Origin of the sequence: Geminicoccus harenae (assembly GCF_019800005.1) — a bacterium.
In the GTDB taxonomy this organism is placed as follows: Bacteria; Pseudomonadota; Alphaproteobacteria; order Geminicoccales; family Geminicoccaceae; genus Geminicoccus; species Geminicoccus harenae.
In genome coordinates, this window is record NZ_JABGCL010000014.1 from 1 (window position 1) to 17164 (window position 17164).

The 17164-nt window shown below is 65.7% G+C and carries 15 protein-coding genes; 2 read left to right on the forward strand and 13 right to left on the reverse strand.

Annotated elements, in window-relative coordinates:
• From HLA95_RS14390 to HLA95_RS14420, 7 genes are all read right to left on the reverse strand, one after another.
• Positions 1 to 494 (reverse strand): calcium-binding protein (locus HLA95_RS14390; protein ID WP_306422309.1); only part of this gene is annotated, 494 nt, incomplete at its 3' end.
• Positions 495 to 628: 134 nt separating this feature from the next.
• Positions 629 to 1510, reverse strand: coding sequence for a calcium-binding protein (locus tag HLA95_RS14395; RefSeq protein ID WP_191057856.1), 882 nt, complete (start codon positions 1508 to 1510; stop codon positions 629 to 631).
• A 16-nt stretch (positions 1511 to 1526) separates the two neighbouring features.
• Positions 1527 to 3191: a hypothetical protein gene (locus tag HLA95_RS14400; RefSeq protein WP_191057855.1), complete on the reverse strand. Its 1665-nt coding sequence runs from the start codon at positions 3189 to 3191 to the stop codon at positions 1527 to 1529.
• 550 nt (positions 3192 to 3741) lie between these two features.
• Complete coding sequence (gene fcl / locus HLA95_RS14405) at positions 3742 to 4692, reverse strand: GDP-L-fucose synthase (protein ID WP_306422310.1); 951 nt, start codon at positions 4690 to 4692, stop codon at positions 3742 to 3744.
• Entirely contained in the window at positions 4685 to 5758 is a 1074-nt protein-coding gene (gene gmd, locus HLA95_RS14410) for a GDP-mannose 4,6-dehydratase (protein WP_191057854.1), read from the reverse strand. Before gmd ends, fcl begins: the two co-directional genes overlap by 8 nt.
• A gap of 150 nt (positions 5759 to 5908) precedes the next feature.
• On the reverse strand, positions 5909 to 8329 hold the full coding sequence (gene lon, locus HLA95_RS14415; protein WP_191057853.1) for an endopeptidase La: 2421 nt from the start codon (positions 8327 to 8329) through the stop codon (positions 5909 to 5911).
• Positions 8330 to 8344: 15 nt separating this feature from the next.
• Complete coding sequence (locus HLA95_RS14420) at positions 8345 to 8752, reverse strand: Hsp20/alpha crystallin family protein (RefSeq protein ID WP_159718935.1); 408 nt, start codon at positions 8750 to 8752, stop codon at positions 8345 to 8347.
• Between the two features lie 537 nt (positions 8753 to 9289).
• Between HLA95_RS14420 and HLA95_RS14425 the strand changes: the two genes are divergently transcribed.
• A complete protein-coding gene (locus tag HLA95_RS14425) occupies positions 9290 to 10339 on the forward strand; it encodes a radical SAM/SPASM domain-containing protein (RefSeq protein WP_191057852.1) in 1050 nt (349 codons plus the stop codon).
• 304 nt (positions 10340 to 10643) lie between these two features.
• Positions 10644 to 11318 (forward strand): hypothetical protein, encoded by a 675-nt coding sequence (locus HLA95_RS14430; RefSeq protein WP_191057851.1) that lies wholly within the window; start codon positions 10644 to 10646, stop codon positions 11316 to 11318.
• Positions 11319 to 11620: 302 nt separating this feature from the next.
• On the opposite strand, the gene HLA95_RS14435 is transcribed toward HLA95_RS14430, so the two are convergent.
• Genes HLA95_RS14435 through HLA95_RS14460 form a run of 6 tightly spaced genes read right to left on the reverse strand, consistent with a single transcriptional unit; the run spans position 11621 to position 17163 of the window.
• Positions 11621 to 12934, reverse strand: a complete 1314-nt coding sequence (locus HLA95_RS14435; RefSeq protein ID WP_191057850.1) for an SGNH/GDSL hydrolase family protein — start codon at positions 12932 to 12934, stop codon at positions 11621 to 11623.
• Between the two features lie 2 nt (positions 12935 to 12936).
• The gene (locus tag HLA95_RS14440) at positions 12937 to 13299 is read right to left on the reverse strand and encodes a hypothetical protein (RefSeq protein ID WP_191057849.1); all 363 of its coding nucleotides are present in this window, start codon (positions 13297 to 13299) and stop codon (positions 12937 to 12939) included.
• Positions 13296 to 14906, reverse strand: coding sequence for a hypothetical protein (locus HLA95_RS14445; protein ID WP_191057848.1), 1611 nt, complete (start codon positions 14904 to 14906; stop codon positions 13296 to 13298). The genes HLA95_RS14440 and HLA95_RS14445 overlap by 4 nt, the downstream gene beginning before the upstream one ends.
• A gap of 1 nt (position 14907) precedes the next feature.
• On the reverse strand, positions 14908 to 15729 hold the full coding sequence (locus HLA95_RS14450) for a hypothetical protein (protein WP_191057847.1): 822 nt from the start codon (positions 15727 to 15729) through the stop codon (positions 14908 to 14910).
• Entirely contained in the window at positions 15729 to 16901 is a 1173-nt protein-coding gene (locus tag HLA95_RS14455) for a PKD domain-containing protein (protein ID WP_191057846.1), read from the reverse strand. Before HLA95_RS14455 ends, HLA95_RS14450 begins: the two co-directional genes overlap by 1 nt.
• A gap of 1 nt (position 16902) precedes the next feature.
• Positions 16903 to 17163: a spike base protein, RCAP_Rcc01079 family gene (locus tag HLA95_RS14460; RefSeq protein ID WP_191057845.1), complete on the reverse strand. Its 261-nt coding sequence runs from the start codon at positions 17161 to 17163 to the stop codon at positions 16903 to 16905.
• Between the last annotated feature and the right edge of the window lies 1 nt (position 17164).

Here is a 17164-nt window from a genome sequence, read left to right on the forward strand (position 1 = left end):
GTGTTGATGCCCCCTCCACCATCAAGCACGTCGTCGCCCGCGCCACCATCAAGCACATCGTTGCCCGCGCCGCCTTCGAGCACGTCGTTGCTCGCACCCCCAAGCAGCACATCATCGCCAGCATTGCCACTCAGCATGTTCTGACCAGAATCACCGATCAGCGTGTCATTGTAGACCGAGCCGATCAGCCGCTCGATGCTTACCAGTGTGTCGTTGCCTGCCCCTCCGGTCGCTTGGCCGCCACTCAATGCCAAGCTCACCGTCACTCCAGAAGCCGCGGTCCCATAGGAAGCCGTGTCCTCGCCCGCGCCACCGTAGAGAATGTCATTACCGGGCCCTCCATCAAGAACATCATCACCAATACCACCGTCGATAAAGTCATCTTCCCTAAGGGCAAGGACAACATCGTCGTTAGATGTGGTCCTCAACAAGGGGTCTGGCGCCGTAGGAATGATGATGTCTGCCCCGGCGGTGCCCGTGATCTGCGCCATCATCTACCTTTCTGGGTTTGGCGTACTAGGTTTGCGCAATACAAATGCAACAGAGTACAATGTCCCGGCCAAATTCTCATCCATGGGCGGGATGTTGCGCAGTGCTTCGAGATCTGAAGCGAAATGCTACACCTGAATTAAACAAGCCCTATGAAATCGGCGCTCGACAGCTCCGTCACCCCCAGAAGCCTGAGGATCATCGGGTCCGTCACCTCGAATCCCGGCCGTCCCACCGAAGCTAGCTCGGTGAGCGCCGGCGCCAGGTCGATCGTCAGCCCGCCATCCTCCAGGCTCACCCCCGCATCGCCCTCGCCGACCACGCCATCCCCGTTGCTGTCCAGCGCCTCGAAGCCGATGATCTCGGGTCGATCGTCGTCGGAGATCGCGAAACGCAGCGCGCCGATCTGGTCCTCGCCATGGCGGAAGTCGGTGATCACCGTCCGCCCTCCGCCGGCGAACTCCTGGTTCCCGCCGGAATAGTCCATGGTGAAGCTGTCGGCGCCCCGGCCCAGGGAGATCCTGGCGTCCAGGCTGTCATAGCCGCCGATCTCGATCAGGTCGTCGCCGTCCCCGGCCGTCACCTGGTCCCGGCTGTAGACGGCGATGGTGTCGTTGCCGGCCCCGCCATAGAGGATGTTGGCGCCGCCGCCGCCATCCAGATAGTCGTCGCCGTCGCCTCCCACCATGTGGTCGTCGCCCAGGCCGCCGCGCAGGTCGTCGTCGCCGCCATGGCCCTGCAGCCGGTCGTTGCCAGCACCGCCTACCAGCCGGTCGTCCCCGGCCCCGCCGCTCAGGCTGTCGTCGCCCTCGCCGCCATCCAGCCGGTCGTTGCCGTCGCCGCCCATGATCGTGTCGTCGCCGGCCTCGCCGAACGCGATGTCGTTGCCGCTGTCCAGGCCGATGACGTCGTTGCCGCCCTGGCCATGCACCGTGTCGTTGCCGGCCCTGGCCAGGACGATGTCGTCCCCGTCCGTGCCGTCGAGCAGGTCGTCGCCGAGCGTGCCTAGGATGATGGCCATGTTGCTCTCCTGCTGGTCACGCCACCGGCATCAGGCTGATCGGCAGCATGTGGTCGTTGAACTCGAACCAGGCCATGCTGGTGTCGTAGAGCTTTCCGGAAGCGTTGTAGAAGCGGCCGGAATTGTTGGCGTCGTCCTCGCTGATGGTCGGCACGGAGTGGGGATGACAGGCCCAGACCTGGGGGATCTTGATCTCCGGCCGGCGCGTGCCGTCCGGCATCAGCGCCCGGCCCTGGCTGGTGTCGTAGGCCCCGTCCGACTTTTTGCGGTAGAGGTTGAAGTAGCGGTGCGGGTTCTTCTGCAGCTGCATCGCGTAGCAGGCGCCGTCCTCCGCCATGATCTCGACGATGTAGCGGTAATGGGCCGCCATCTCGAGCGGCGGGTCGATCGTGAGGCGGCCATAGGGGATGATCGGCACGGCCCGCTCGAACTCGGTGAGCGTAGGCGAGTTGCGCGAGGTGAGGTTGGAGGGCGTGATCGTCAGCGTCTTGCCGGCCACCACGTCGCGGCCGAACGCGGCGAAGCTGTTCTCCGGGAAGGCCTTGAACGGCCCGGCCCCGGCGACGCGGAACACGTCGTCGCCCGAGGCGGTCGGCGGCGGCCAGACCTGCTTCAGGCCCAGGGTCAGGTTGCGCCCGGCCACGCCGGTGACGCGCATGATGCGCACGCCCAGCCGCCGGTTGAGGTTGTAGCCGATCAGGCTGGTCCACCGCCAGGCATGGACGTAGATCTCGTCCACGACCTCGCCGGGAAAGTCGGCCGGTGGGGTGAGGATCTGGCGCAGGCGGCGCTGCCCGTACACCATGAGCGCCGGCCCCCGCGTGGACGTCTCCGGGCGGGGCTTGGTGGGGTCGACCGGATCCTCGTCGAACAGGCCGGCGCTGGAATTCCCGCCGCGGTAACGCCCTCGGTAGTACCAGGGCTGGCCGTACCAGGTGTCGTCGTCATAGCCCAGGAGGAAGACCGGCGTCATGCCGCGCGCCCCGCCGGCACTGGCATCGGTGCTGGGCTGCTCGGTGGCGGGCAGGTACTCGCGCACCGCGAGGAGCCGGTCGAGCGGCGAGTTCGACCCTTCCGTCCCAGGATGGGCGGCGGATGCCGAGAACGCGTTGTTGTCGAACGAGAAATTGGTGGTCGGGCTCGCCGCCAGATTGACATACTCGGCGAGGATCCACTCGCCCGCCGTGACCAGCCACGGGCTGCCGTTCGCGGTCACGTCGATCCAGACATAGGCAGTGCCGCTGTACACATACTCGCTGCCGCGCAGCGAGGTCCGGTTCAGCCAGGCTTGGACATGGAGGCCGCCCACCAGTTCCGGGCTGTTCGCGACGCCGAAGCGCGTGGCGTTCGCATTGAACGCGTCGAAGCCGCCCACCTGCCGGCCGGGATAGTAGCCGACCTCGCCGGGCGTCACGACCCCCGAGGCGAGCAGCGTGCCCTTGGGCTGGGTCCAGTCGTTGCAGCGATAGAAGTTGATCCGGTAGCAGCCGAAATTGCCGCCGCTATGGGCGTCGTCCGGCTCGGCATGCTTCCGGGCCCCCTGCGTCTGCCACATGAACTTGGTGACGACCCCGTCCTTCGGTGCCTGGAAGGAGAAATAATGCCCGCGCTGCCAGCGGATGTTGGCCTGGGTGCAGGCATAGATGGGGCAGCCGATCAGGCGATATTCCGGGAGGATCATTGCCCGCCTCCCGCCGGTGGCCGCCCCGGCCTGCCTGGCCTGCCCCGCCGGCGCCGACCGGTCCGCCAGGGTGGTGCCCGCTTGGTCCAGGTCGGCGGCAGGGGTGGCAGGTCGCCATTGTACGGGGGGTCGTCATATCCCGGGATCAGGTCTCTGACCGTCGGCGTCCCGCGCGCGTGCGCCGGGGCGGCGGCAACAACTGCTGCGGATCCGGCCATCGTCAGAAAGCCACGCCTGCGCAGGCGTGGCCAGCCCCGTCTTGAGGTATCGCGATGCCATGGCATAGCACGTGCCCATTTATACCCGCTTGAGGCGGCGGTTTCTGGCACTGTTATATTGAGAGAATTTCCAGAATGTCATCAATAATGCGACAATCGCTCATGCATTCACTTCGGGCGCGAGTTCTGGCCGGTGAGATGGGAGCATGTCGACTCATGCACGCAGGCGATCCGCTGAGGGTCAAACGGGCGGGCCTGCGGCCATGACAGGGCATGACCAGCGCTGGCAGGCCGGCAGTCAGCGACAGCCGGCGATCGATCCTGCCGGAGGCTTAAGCGCGCCTCTCGTTATCCAGGAACCAGCCATAGGTGGCGCGCACGCCCTCCTCTAGGCCGATCCGCGGCTGCCAGCCGGAGGCGCGCAGCTTGTCCGCGCTCATCAGCTTGCGCGGCGTCCCGTCCGGCTTGCTCGTGTCCTGGACGATCCGCCCGTCGTAGCCCACCACCCGGCAGACCAGCTCCAGGAGCTCGCGGATGGTCACGTCCTCGCCCGAGCCGACATTGACGTGCTCGTGCCCGGAATAGGCCTGCATCAGATGGACCAGCGCGTCCGCGCAGTCATCGGCATGGAGGAACTCGCGCCGGGGCGTGCCGGTCCCCCACATCACGATCTCAGGCGAGCCGGCGAGCTTCGCCTCGTGCGCCTTGCGGATGAAGGCCGGCAGGACGTGGCTGGACTGGAGGTCGAAATTGTCGCCGGGCCCGTACAGGTTGGTCGGCATGGCGGAGATGAAGTCGCGCCCGTGCTGCCGGCGATAGGCCTGGGCCAGCTTGATCCCGGCGATCTTGGCGATCGCGTACCACTCGTTGGTGGGCTCGAGCGGCCCGGTCAGCAGGCTGTCCTCGGTGATCGGCTGGGGTGCGAACTTCGGGTAGATGCAGGACGAGCCGAGGAACAGGAGCTTCTGTACCTCCGCCCGGTGCGCCGCCTCGATGATGTTCGCCTCGATCATGAGGTTGTCGTAGAGATAGTCGGCCGGAAAGCTGTCGTTCGCCAGGATCCCGCCGACCTTGGCGGCTGCCAGGAAGATTGCGTCCGGCCTCGTGTCCAGGATCCAGGCGCGCGTTTGCGCCTGGTCCTTGAGGTCCACCCGATCGCGGTCCACGGTCAGGACCTCGCAGTCCTCCCGCTGGAGGCGCCGGACGATCGCTGAGCCGACCATGCCGCGATGGCCGGCCACCCAGACCCGCTTGCCCTTCAGGGAGAAGATGGCCTCAGGCATCCCGCATCACCGGTGCGGTCGCCATCACCTTCAGGTCCTCCTCGACCATCTCGGCCAGCAGCGCGTCCATGTCGGTCTCGTGCTTCCAGCCGAGCTTGCGCCGGGCCTTTTCCGGGTTGCCGATCAGCAGGTCCACCTCGGTCGGGCGGAAGTAGCGCGGGTCGACCTGGACCAGGACCTTGCCGGTCTTCCGGCAGATCCCCTTCTCGTCCACGCCCTCGCCCTGCCAGTCGAGGGTGACGCCGACATGGGCGAAGGCCTTCTCCACGAACGAGCGCACCGTGTTGGTCTGGCCGGTCGCCAGCACATAGTCGTCCGGCTCGTCCTGCTGCAGCATCAGCCACATGCCGCGCACATACTCACGCGCGTGGCCCCAGTCGCGCTTGGCGTCCAGGTTGCCCAGATAGAGCCTGTTCTGCCGGCCCAGATGGATGGCGGCCACTGCCCGGGTGATCTTGCGGGTGACGAAGGTCTCGCCGCGCAAGGGGCTCTCATGGTTGAACAGGATGCCGTTGGACGCATGCATCCCATAGGCCTCGCGGTAGTTCACCACGATCCAGTAAGCATAGAGCTTGGCCGCGGCATAGGGGCTACGCGGGTAGAACGGCGTAGTCTCGCTCTGCGGGACCTCCTGGACCTTGCCGTACAGCTCCGAGGTCGAGGCCTGGTAGAATCGGGTCTTCTCCGTCAGCCCCAGCAGGCGGATCGCCTCCAGCAGGCGCAGCGTGCCGATCCCATCCGCGTTCGCCGTGTATTCCGGCGTCTCGAAGCTGACCTGGACGTGCGACTGGGCGGCCAGATTGTAGATCTCGTCCGGCTGCGTCTCCTGCACCACGCGGATCAAGTTGGTCGAATCCGTCATGTCGCCATAATGCAGGATGAAGCGCGGGTGCGGGACGTGCGGGTCCTCGTAGAGATGCTCGATCCGTCCGGTGTTGAACGAGGACGAGCGGCGCTTGATCCCGTGGACGATATAGCCCTTGTCGAGCAGCAGCTGGGCCAGATAGGCGCCGTCTTGCCCGGTGGCTCCGGTGATGAGGGCGACCTTGCCCGCATGGGTCGTCATGGCGTCCAGCTTCCGTCCTGCAGTCCAAGAAGATACGACACGGCGAGACGCCGCGCTGCGCGCCAGCATTCCGGCGCGCAGCGCTTATCCTGCCACTTCCGCAGCCACAAGTCCCCCGAAGGCAGGCCGCCTGGCCTCAAACGGTCGCGGCTAGACGCCCACCTCGGCCGGCTCCTCCCGCTCGACCGGTGCCGCCGCCAGCGCCTCGGCCACCGCCTGGTCGACCCGCTCCAGCCAGACGAATCCCAGCCGGTCGCGAGCATCCTTGGGGATGTCGTCATAGTCACGCCGGTTGCGCGCCGGCAGCATCACCCGCGTGATCCCGGCTCTGGCCGCCGCCACCACCTTCTCCTTGATCCCGCCCACCGGCAGGACCAAGCCGCGCAGGCTGATCTCGCCGGTCATCGCCGTGTCGCTGCGCACCGTGCGCCCGGTCAGCACCGAGGCCAGGGCGATGAACATGGCCACCCCAGCACTCGGCCCGTCCTTGGGCGTGGCCCCGGCCGGGACATGGACGTGTATGTCGCTCTTCTCGAACGCCGTCGGCTCCAGCCCGAACTCACCCGCCCGGCTCTTGACCAGGCTGAGTGCTGCCTGTGCGCTCTCGCGCATCACCTCGCCCAGCTGCCCGGTCAGGATCAGCCGGCCGGTGCCGGGCGTGCGGGTCGCCTCGATGAACAGGATGTCGCCGCCCACCGGTGTCCAGGCCAGCCCCGTCGCCACGCCCGGCACGGCGGTGCGCATGGCCACCTCGTCCTCGAAGCGCGGCGGCCCCAGCACCTCGGCCAGATCGGCCTTGCCGATCCGCGTGGGCTCCGTCCGCCCCTCCGCCACCGCCACCGCGACATGGCGCATGACCCGGCCGATCTCCCGCTCCAGCCCGCGCACGCCCGCCTCGCGGGTATAGGCCCGGATGATCTCGGCGATTGCCGCGTCGTCGATGCCGGCCTGCTCGGGCTTCAGCCCGTTCGCGTCGAGCTGGCGCGCCACCAGGTAGCGCTTCGCGATCTCCAGCTTCTCGGCATCGGTGTAGCCGGCCAGGCTGATGATCTCCATCCGGTCGCGCAAGGGGCCCGGGATCGTGTCCAGCATGTTGGCGGTCGCGATGAACACCACCCGCGACAGGTCGAACGGCACGCCCAGATAGTTGTCGCGAAACGTCCCGTTCTGCTCGGGGTCCAGCACCTCCAGCATCGCCGCCGACGGATCGCCCTGGATGCCGGAGCCCATCTTGTCGATCTCGTCCAGCATCATCACGCAGTCGCGCGCCCCGGCCTTGCGGATGCCCTGGATGATGTTGCCCGGCAGGGCGCCGACATAGGTGCGGCGGTGCCCGCGGATCTCGGCCTCGTCATGCACACCGCCCAGCGAGACGCGCACGAACTTGCGGCCCATGGCGCGCGCAATCGACTGGCCGAGCGAGGTCTTGCCCACACCCGGCGGCCCGGCGAAGCACAGGATCGGCGCCTTGCCCTCCGGTGCCAGCTTGCGCACCGCCAGATATTCGACGATCCGCTGCTTGATCTTCTCCAGGCCGAAATGGTCGGCGTCCAGGATCCGCCTGGCCTCGGCGATGTCGATCGGCGGCTCCTCGCCGAGCTGCCAGGGCAGCTCGATCAGCCAGTCCAGATAGGTCCGGATCATGCCGTACTCGGCCGATGCGTCCGGCATCCGCTCCAGCCGGCGCAGCTCCTTGCGCGCCGCCTGCTCCACCTCTTCCGGCATGCCCGCCTTGCCGATCGCCTCGCCGAGCTCGGCGATCTCCTGGGACTTGGCGTTGTCGCCCTCGCCGAGCTGACGCTGGATGGCCGCCATCTGCTCGCGCAGCAGGACCTCGCGCTGCCGCTCGTCCAGGGATGCCTTGGTCGCCTTGCCGATCTCCTGGGACAGGCGCAACACCTCGATCCGCTGGGCCAGCAGCCGGGCGACCTTGTCCATTCGGGCGCGCAGGTCGAGCGTTTCCAGGAAGTCCTGCTTCTCGTCCGGCGAGGCGTCGATATAGGCGGCCACCATGTCGGTCAGCGCCGCGGCCGAGGCCGCGTTGCTGACGGTGGCCAGCAGTTCCGGCGGGCTCTGCGGCAGGAGCTGCAGCGCCTCGGTCGCCTGCCCCTTCAGGTGGAGAAAGCGCGCCTGGATGTCCTGCGACTGCTCGTCGGTCTCCTCCAGCCGCCGGACCCTGGCGACCAGGACCGGCTGCTCGCGCACGAAGTGCTCGACATAGAAGCGCTGCTCGCCCTGGCAGATCAGGTGGTGCGAGCCATCCGGCGCCGTCACGTAGCGCAGGATGTTCGCGACCACGCCCATCCGGTGCAGGTTGCCGGGATTGGCTTCCGGCGCCTCGGCATCGCGCTGCATCAGGATGCCCACCGGGCGGCCCTGGCGCACGGCGGCCTGGGCGGCCGCGACGGAGCCCGGCCGGTTGATCACGACGGGCATCACGACGCCCGGGAACAGCACGAAGCCGCGCACCGGCAGGATCAGCAGTTCGTCCGGCGCCAGCTCCGGCAACTGGCTGGCGGCACCGCCGGCACCGGCATCGGCCGCGGACAGGAACGGGGAATGGGGGATCATGACGACGTTTCCCGGTCAGGCGAGCTTGCGCAGGACGACGGTGAGGCAGCCGTTGACGACGGCGGGGCGCATCACCTCGTAGCGTCCGGGCGGCAGGGGCAACTGGCGCTCGAACCGGCCCTGCGGCAGCTCCAGCCGGTGAATCCGGGCAAAGCGCAGTTCCTGCGGCAGGACCCGCTCGCCGGCGATCACCAGCACGCCGTTGTCGATCACGACCTGGATCCGCTCCGGATCGACGCCCGGCAGGGCGGCCAGCACCAGCAGCTCATGGTCGGTCTCCAGCATGTCGACCGGCGGCTCCCAGGCCGGGGCGCGGGCGCGGCCGTGGACCGGCTGGAACTTCTGCTGATGCATCCGCTCGGCGCGGAGCAGCATCTCGACCGCGTTGGACCACATCCAGGCGCGGGGATCCGGATTCTTCATGCATCGACCTCGGCGTACAGCCGCGAAAACCACCCGACGCATGTGGGGGTTCCGGCCGGATCGATCCAGGGGCGGCAGGTCGGAGGCCGGAGAGCCGTGGAAGGATGCGGGCAGAGCCTGGTTGGGGCGGGAGGATTCGAACCTCCGCATGGCGGAACCAAAATCCGCACATCTATTGTATGATTTCAGGAGCTTGGTGAGGTTTCAAAGAGTGAAACGCGCCACCGACCACCATTGACAAACCAGGGGCTTTTCCCCGCAGTCTTTGGGCCGAAATCGCCCTCCAGCGGCCATGCCCACCCGCTCCCACCTCCACCGCTACCCCGTCCTCCAGGCCCGCGGCCTGGTCATCCGCTGCCGGGCGTGCGGCCACGAGTGCTGGATCCCGTATGGCCGGCTCTTGGGCCTCGGGTGGCATGCCAGCTACCTGGGTGACATCGAGCCGAAGCTGAGGTGCTCGCAGTGCGGGACGAAGGGATAGGGGTATCCCTCCGGCTTACCGTGACACTCCGTCACGCTCGGCAGCTGCCAATCATCATGATCATGTTCTCCCGCGTTTCCGGGATGAACAATATGATAATGAAGCAGGTAGGCCGGTTAGGCTATTTCCGACGGCATGTTTCCACACTCCTGCCGTATCTCACGATGAGAAAGCTCTCCAACCTCATTCTGAACATAATTGAACACCGTCTCGTCATAAGCTCACCCCGCAGCCTACCGCCTTACGTCAAGATCGAGCCGACGCCGCTTTGCCAGCTTCGCTGCACTGGTTGCCAGCAAAGCGAGGACAACTTCACGGCTACGCTACGACACGACATGCACATGCCGGTAGATCGCTTTCGCCGTATTTTGGAGCCGCTTGCGCCGACACTGATGGGCGTCAGCCTGAGCTATCGCGGTGAGCCGCTGCTCGGGCGCGGCATCCTCGATATGATCGAGTGCGCACACGAGCTGGGCGTCGCCGTCTCATTCCCTAGCAATCTATCTATGCCAATCACGGCACAACGTGCTGAGCGGCTCGTCAAATCGGGCGTCGATACGATTTACATCTCGCTCGATGGGGCTTCCGCCCGAACCTACGAGATCTACCGGCGCGGCGGCCGCTTCGACCTGGTCCTCAAGAACGTCGCCCTGCTCGCCGAGACGAAGTGCCGGCTGGGCCGCGCGAGGCCGCGCCTGATCTGGAAGTTTGTCGCCTTCGAGCACAACCGGCACGAGATGCCGGAGGTGAAGCAGCGATACCGGCAGTATGGCTTCGACAGCTACGAAATCGTTCGAGATGTAGACAGCGCAGAGATCGTTGCTTCCAAGCGGCGCCGGTTTAAGGACCTGCGTGAGAAGCGCCGCGGATGCTTTTGGGCCTGGAACACGCTCACGGTCGCCGAGAATGGCGATGTCCATCCCTGCTGCGCGGTCGACCACAGCGGCCATAGTTTGGGCAACGCGAGCGCCGGCGACATCTTGAGCATCTGGCGCGGCGCTGCCTACACCGGCCTTCGGCAGGCTTTTCGCACGGGGAAGCCTGAGGAGATGTTCCCGAGCTGCGCCAGGTGCCTTGGTCACAGGGCGCGCTCACCAGCAACATAATCGAGCCAACAGATGAAGCATATCCCAATATTCTGACGCAATACGTGCGCCCTGGTAACGTATTTCTTTGCAGAACACGCCATTCTTGTCTGTACGGCCGGTAGCTATGAAAACTCTTGCTTCCAGAGTAACAATGCCGCTCTTTATCTTGATATGCCTAATCCTACCTATACCTGCGGTAGGCCAGCAGACCTCTTCGTTACAACTGAAGGCAACTCCCGATCCCTTGGCCGCCGAGTCAAGCTTGTTATGTCCTTACGATGAGGACTGCCGTGCACGACGAGATCTGCTAGCGCAGGAGGATATGGCTTTTTCGGCAGAACTAGTGCTTTGGGTAGGCGTTGGCCAACTGCTAGCCTCGATAATAGCTGCAATTCTTGTTCTACGCAGCTTAAGCCATTCGCGCGAAGCAGTAGAACTTAGCCGCAACGCATTTGTCGCTGACAATCGCCCATGGCTATCTGTTAAAATAGAGCTGATAGGACCGCTTCGATGGGAAGCGGATGGACTTACCTTGCCGGTGCGGTTCTTCATACGAAATCTTGGAAGGACTCCTGCTTTACGGGCAGGAATAGCACCTTTGTTTTGCTGCATGACAGGAACTACAGAACCTGTTAAGCGGCATGCAGAATTCTGTGATGGTTTTCGAAGTGGTATGGGTGATATTGGAACAACCATATTTCCGGAAGACGAGTATATAGTCGACTGGACGGTCCTCATGACAAATGAAGATTCAGAGCAAAGTCGATCGTACTTCAAGAAATTTTACAATGTTGATCGAATATCTATTTCTCCATGTCTCATGGGTTGTGTATTTTATACATCTTTCCAAAAGAATGAATTTTATCAGACCGGTTTTATGTATGATATTCAATCCAGACCAAGGAATGGTACAGCTGAGATTTCAAGAGATCATGGCGATGTGCCTATGGATTATTTGATGCTGAGACGCCATTTTCAGGACGCTAGAACTTTCTAATATTGCTCAGCGGTCGGAATGGATAAAGACGGACAGCCTAACTTCTACTCCTCTGACGCCTCTTAATACTGACCAACCCGCGCGCCCGCTGGATCGCGGTGGCAAACGAGCTCTAAAAATACGCAGCCCGCAGCTGTTCGGGCAGATACCATCCGGGTTGCCGACGGCCAGCATCTGCATGCTACGGGCGCCATGGATGAGAGTGACCACAACTTTGTCGGATCGGACCAGCTCGTCAGCCACCGCAGCGCTCTTGCTGAGCATGACGAACAGCCAGAGGACTCGGCCTCAGTTTTTGCTCGTCAAAGGCGCAGCACCTCAGCGATCTTCGCCGCCGCTAGCGGCGCCATTGCTGTCACGCCGGCGTCGTTCGGGTGGATGCCATCCGTCGTGAAGCCGTTGGCATAAGGCACCTGTCCATCGCCATCGATCGCGCCATCGCTCACGCTGCTGAAGTCCAGGAAGTCGAAGTCCGGCCGCGCCTTGCACTCGGCATTCCAGCGGCGGCGCTCGGCATCGGTGCCGTTCCAGTCATGCACCGTCGTGTCGGTCGGCAGCCAGGAACGAATCATCGGCCGGGTCTCGTACTGCCGGCACAGCCGCAGCATCTCGCTCATGTAGCCCTCGGCCCGGCCGGTGATCGCCTTGGTGATCAGGGCCGGAGGATCTGGCGGATCGTTCGGGCTGCCACAGGGGAAGACCATCACATCCGGCACCAGGCCCGCGCCCAGCACATCGCCGAGCCGCCGGCCGAACGAGCGATAGGTGCTGCCGCTCCATGCGGTGTTGGCGACCTCGAATGCATAGGCCGGATACTGCGCCTGAAGCTGTTGGGCCGCCTTGAACATCCAGCCCTCGCACTGGCGAGTCAGGCCGGCCCCCTGGCTCTCGTCGATGCTGTCCCCCTGGTTCATCAGGGTGATTACCTTGCCCGTCCGCCGCCGGTAGCGGATGCCGAGGATCGGGCTGCGGCTCACGTTGGTGGAGCTGACGAAGTTGCTCGGCGTGCCGCCATCTGGCGTGCAATTGCCGCTGTTGATCCGCATGGCCCACATCCGGGAGGGATGCGCGGCCCAGCTCGTGAAGTCGTCGCCGGTCTGGCCCAGGAACCAGAGCGGGGAATTGCTGCTGATGTAGCAACGGATGACGTACAAGGCGCCAAAGCCACCGTCATCGCGGGCCACTGAGGGTATATCCGCCCAGTCCGACAGACTGTAGGCGCGCCGCTGCGCGGTGGGCGTCGGCGGGGGTGGAGCCAGCCAGGGAGTGGTGCCCAGCGTCTCAATGTCCGTGCCTGTGATCGTGACGAACGCGCCGGGGTCGCCGTTGAGGTCCGACTTGTTCGGGATCGACTGCGCGCAGACCCGCACGCCGAAGCCGGTAGTGCCGCCGCCGTTGCCGATGATCACCTGGATAGCTTCGACGTCATCCGCAGGCGCGGCCAACTCGATCGTCGCCTGATGCGTCATGTCGTTGTTGCCGTAGAGCGACATGCGGCCGAACTGAATGCGGAAGCCGTGCGGGCGGCGGCGGGTGACGGGGCGCAGCGCATTGAAGACGCCAGCATGATCGCCCGGCGACTTCAGATCGATCACATCCTCAGGCCTCAGCGCCATCGTCAGATCTCCACCACGAGGGGTTTGCCGTCCACTGCCAGGACGTAGGGGCCATCGCCGATCGCGATGAACTTGAAGCCGGGGGGTGGGCTGTCGGTGGGGATGATCCACTCGAAGCCCCAAAAGAACGACCAGGCCGGGACGGTGGCCGGAACCTCGTACGGCCCCTCCTCGTCCTTCTCGGCCGTGTAGCCGTCGCCCAAGACGAACTTCTCGCCCGGCTCGATCTCCTCGGCCGTGAAGCAGTAGACGTGCTTCTGGCCGGCCAGGCCCATGGCGGTCGTGCCCAGCGGCATCTGTGGCCGCGAGCTGATCGCGTCGAGATTGATCCCCAGGACAGGGTCGGTCGGGTGCTGCTGGGTCATGCCGGCTCCAGCCAGATCGGGAACACCTGGCCCTCGGTGTAGAGGACCGACCAGTTGCTGCCGGCGTTGGACGAGGTCTGCGCGTGGTTGCGCAGCTCCCAGCCCGACAGGCCGTCACCGGTGTCGATGCATGGGAAGACGCCCAGCGGGTAGATCGCGTCGCGGCCAGTACCGCGGGTCCGGTTCAGCCGGTTGCCCGGGCCGATCGTGTCGCCGATCCAATAGCCGCTGGTGCTGGAGTTGCTCTTGTTCCGCAGCTCCAGGGCATAGTGATAGCCGCGCTGGATCCGGGCCTTGCTCGGCAGGGCCGCGCTCATCCAGGGGCGGACGCTGGTGCCGGGATTGCTGTTGGCATCGTCACCCCAGCGATAGTTGGAGCCGATGTCGACCTGCTTGGCCGTAGCCTTCGGGAAGTCGAACCAGCCGTCGAAGTCGTCGTCGATCGTGGCGAAGCCCGACGCCCCCAGCGCCTCAGGGAAGGCATTGCTGTTGGTGTTCTGCGAGGCGCGCACCAAGCGGCCCTGCAGCCCCTGTTCGGTGCCAGTGTGTCGGCAGACATGCACCCAGACGCGGACGAACTCTTCGTCGTACCCGGCGATCGGCGTCCACTGCTGGCGGACCCAGGTGTTGCCGACGATCTTGGTGTAGTTGCCTGGGTTCTTTGCGCTGCCGCCGTTGCTGCGGCTCAGGCCGATCGAGTTGCCGAAGATGATGCCATCGATCGAGTAGCTGATCGCCGGGATGCGCCGCCAATCGCGCGCACCGCTTGCGCCGTACATCGCCAGATGCGGGTCCATGGGCATGGAGATGCCGGACACCCCGAACATCGGGTTGTGGTCGGCCATGAACTGGTTGTCGTGGGTCCTGTTCGCGCTCGGGCTGCTACCGATGTTCCGGCAGTGGACGAGGTAGACCTTGTCCTTGGTCACCGGGATGCCGGTGACGGTCAGGTTGCCGTCGGCGTCCTTGCTCTTGAGCGGCACGATCACCCAGCCACTGCCCACATAAAGGGTCTGGCTGGTGTGGTTCGACGGCATCGCCGGGTCTTCTGAGGCCTTGAAGTTCTTCCCGAGTTCCCCGCGCTTTGTCTTCGTGTTGTAGCTCTGCAGATAGGCCCCAGCGCTCCCGACCATGATGCCGTTCGCTGGGCTCTGGCTGTTCGAGTAGGAGCCCGGACCGGAGAAGCGCGGGCTGTCCACGCCATCGAAGCCGTCAACGATCCGGCCGGGCCAGAAGTCTCCGCTCTCCCCGACATAGGTCCGGGTCGTGTCGGTCAGGCAGTTCGAAGCCGCTGGATCGTCGATCTCGTACACGTCCAGCCGATACCGGCCGTAGTTGCCGTAGGAGTGTCGGTCTCCCCATTCGGCGTTCGCGCGGGCACCTTGCGTGTACCAGTCCCACCATTCCAGCATGCCCGTCATCGGCGCCGTGAACTGCCAGTAGTAGCTGTGCGCGCTGAAGTCGCCGAACTGCGAGCTGGGGATATTGCTGCCCAGCCCCCGCGCCCACTTGGCGATCTGGCTGGTATCCGGCTGCTCTCCCGGATCGGTGGTACCGCCCGACGAGAGCGTGAACCGCGAACCGCCGAGCATCAGAGCAGACAGCATCTCAGAGCACCCGATGCACGTTGCCGAGGGTCAGGATGTTCACCCACTTCCACCGGTTGCCGGCGGCGATGGTGAACGTGTTGGAGGTCTGGCCATTGGCCGGGTTGCGGAAGTTGACCGTCTGGCCCTCCGGCGCGGTTGCCACGAACTTGACCGGGTTGTTGGTGCCGATCTGGATCCAGAGCGGGGCCAGGTCCGGGCCCATCCAGATGTCCCGCGGGATGTTCACCGTGACCTCGGCGTTGTTCGCCGGTGCGCCGTAGATGAACAGGACCCGCCACAGGTCGGCGGAGGTGACCTCCACCACCGTGTCGGTCGTGAGCGTATCGCGGTAGGGGATGGCCGGCGGGGTGGAGCGCAGGAAGTCCCATTTCGCGGTGACCGGCGGGTCGGCCTCTGGATCGGCCAGCCGAGAGAGTGTGTAGAGGCCGGGCTTGCTGAAGTCGGCGCCGATTCGGGTGTCGTCGTTCTCCCAGCGCGTCACGCCCAGGAACAGCGCGCCGGGTGGCCCGGGCGGGCCTGCAACGGTGCTATCGTCGCCGTCCTGGCCGTCATCGCCCGGCGGCCCCTTGGCGTTCCACTTCAGGCTCCACTCCCCGGCCTCCTTCTTGAACACGTCGCCGCTGGTCGTGTTCGTCCAGGTGTCGCCGTCCGTGCCGTCGTCGCCCGTCGGGTCGGCAGCGTCGAAGTGCTGCTCCGGCAGGGTCACCAGCCCGGCGACATCGCCCGCCGTGGTCCGCCGGGTATCCGTCCCCTTCTTGACCACCAGGACTTCCGAGCCGTCGAGCGTCCCGGCTTCGGTGTATCCGCCGAACTTAGGCATCAGCTCTCATCCAGGATGGGCAGCCCCGCCTCGTCGAGGATCGGCTGCGCGTTTTCGTCCAGCAGGGCGGTGGCCGGGGCCAGGGGCTCCAGCACGGTGATGTAGCCGGGCTTCACCGCGGCATCGGCGCCGTCGGCATTGGTGGCGATCAGGGCCACCGAGTAGTCGCCAGGCTCAGCGTAGGTGTGGGTCGGGTTCTGGTCGCTGCTGGTCGCCCCGTCCCCGAACGCCCAGCTCCAGGCGGTCGGGCCGCGCGACGAAGCGTCGGCGAAGACCACCGTGAGCGGCGCGTTGCCCTGGCGCGGGTTGCCGATGAAGTCGGCCACCGGCGGCACCAGCGGAGGATCGGTCACCACCACGTAGCCGATCTTGGTCTCGGTATCGCTGCCGTCGGCGTTCGTCGCCGTCAGCTCGACCGTGTAGGTGCCAGCCGCGGTGTAGGTGTGCTCCGGGCTCTGCGCCGAGCTGCTGCCGCCGTCACCGAAGTCCCAGGCCCACGCGGTCGGCGTGTTCGTCGAGGCGTCGGTGAACTGCACCACGAGCGGCCGGTGGCCGGACCGTGGCGAGCCGATGAACCCTGCCACCGGCGGCGTTGCCGGTAGCGGCGGGTCGGTGATCAGGATGATGTCGGCCTTGGTCTCGGTGTCCGAGCCATGGTCGTTGGTGGCGGTCAGCCTGACCGTGTAGAGACCGGCCACCGTGTACTCGTGCACGGGGCTCTGCAGGGTGCTGGTGCCCCCGTCCCCGAAGTCCCAGGCCCAGGACGTGGGCTCTCCCGTCGAGAGGTCGGTGAAGGCGACCTCGTGCGGCCATTCTCCGGACGCCGGATGCGCCAGGAACTCGGCGGCCGGCGGCGGCGGGGGCGGAGGCTTGACCACCACCACATAGGCCGGCTTGGTCATGTTCGAGGCGCCGAGCGTGCCCGACACCGTGACCGAGACGGTATAGGCCCCAGGCTCCGCGTAGGTGTGCACCGGGTGCTGCTGATCGGACGTCCCGCCATCCCCGAACGACCAGGACCACGTCGTCGGCTGGCCGCTCGACAGGTTGGTGAAGGCCACCTCGAGCGGGGCCTCGCCGGTCACCGGTGTGCCGACGAACTCCGCCTCCACCCGGGGCGGAACCCGCTTGGCCAGGCGCATGACCGGCAGGCTGACGGCGAGACCCAGCATCTCAGAAGAGCCCGACCAGGAAGCCCGCCGTGGTGCCGGTGGCCTTCACCCGGGCCGTCCGGATCGGCAGGCTGGAACCGGCCTGGGCGTTCTTGAAGGTGACCTCGACGCCGCGCTCGTCGATCGCCACCACGTCGCCGGTGGAGCCCACGTAGATCGCGCGCGTCTCGCCGTCCTGCAGGAGGTTGTCGTCGTGCGGCACGATCGGCCGCCAGCGGGGGCTGGTGCTGTCGGGGCTCTCGCGGTTGCCGGGGCGCGCCATC

Bases quoted from the DNA above. Each gene is read 5' to 3' on its own strand.
- gmd (WP_191057854.1), bottom strand. From the start codon at position 5,758: ATGACGACCCATGCGGGCAAGGTCGCCCTCATCACCGGAGCCACCGGG.
- HLA95_RS14450 (WP_191057847.1), bottom strand. From the start codon at position 15,729: ATGCCTAAGTTCGGCGGATACACCGAAGCCGGGACGCTCGACGGCTCG.
- HLA95_RS14400 (WP_191057855.1), bottom strand. From the start codon at position 3,191: ATGATCCTCCCGGAATATCGCCTGATCGGCTGCCCCATCTATGCCTGC.
- HLA95_RS14435 (WP_191057850.1), bottom strand. From the start codon at position 12,934: ATGGCGCTGAGGCCTGAGGATGTGATCGATCTGAAGTCGCCGGGCGAT.
- HLA95_RS14430 (WP_191057851.1), top strand. From the start codon at position 10,644: ATGGCTTTTTCGGCAGAACTAGTGCTTTGGGTAGGCGTTGGCCAACTG.
- HLA95_RS14395 (WP_191057856.1), bottom strand. From the start codon at position 1,510: ATGGCCATCATCCTAGGCACGCTCGGCGACGACCTGCTCGACGGCACG.
- HLA95_RS14455 (WP_191057846.1), bottom strand. From the start codon at position 16,901: ATGCTGGGTCTCGCCGTCAGCCTGCCGGTCATGCGCCTGGCCAAGCGG.
- HLA95_RS14460 (WP_191057845.1), bottom strand. From the start codon at position 17,163: ATGGCGCGCCCCGGCAACCGCGAGAGCCCCGACAGCACCAGCCCCCGC.
- fcl (WP_306422310.1), bottom strand. From the start codon at position 4,692: ATGCCTGAGGCCATCTTCTCCCTGAAGGGCAAGCGGGTCTGGGTGGCC.
- HLA95_RS14440 (WP_191057849.1), bottom strand. From the start codon at position 13,299: ATGACCCAGCAGCACCCGACCGACCCTGTCCTGGGGATCAATCTCGAC.
- lon (WP_191057853.1), bottom strand. From the start codon at position 8,329: ATGATCCCCCATTCCCCGTTCCTGTCCGCGGCCGATGCCGGTGCCGGC.
- HLA95_RS14445 (WP_191057848.1), bottom strand. From the start codon at position 14,906: ATGCTGTCTGCTCTGATGCTCGGCGGTTCGCGGTTCACGCTCTCGTCG.
- HLA95_RS14425 (WP_191057852.1), top strand. From the start codon at position 9,290: ATGATCATGTTCTCCCGCGTTTCCGGGATGAACAATATGATAATGAAG.
- HLA95_RS14420 (WP_159718935.1), bottom strand. From the start codon at position 8,752: ATGAAGAATCCGGATCCCCGCGCCTGGATGTGGTCCAACGCGGTCGAG.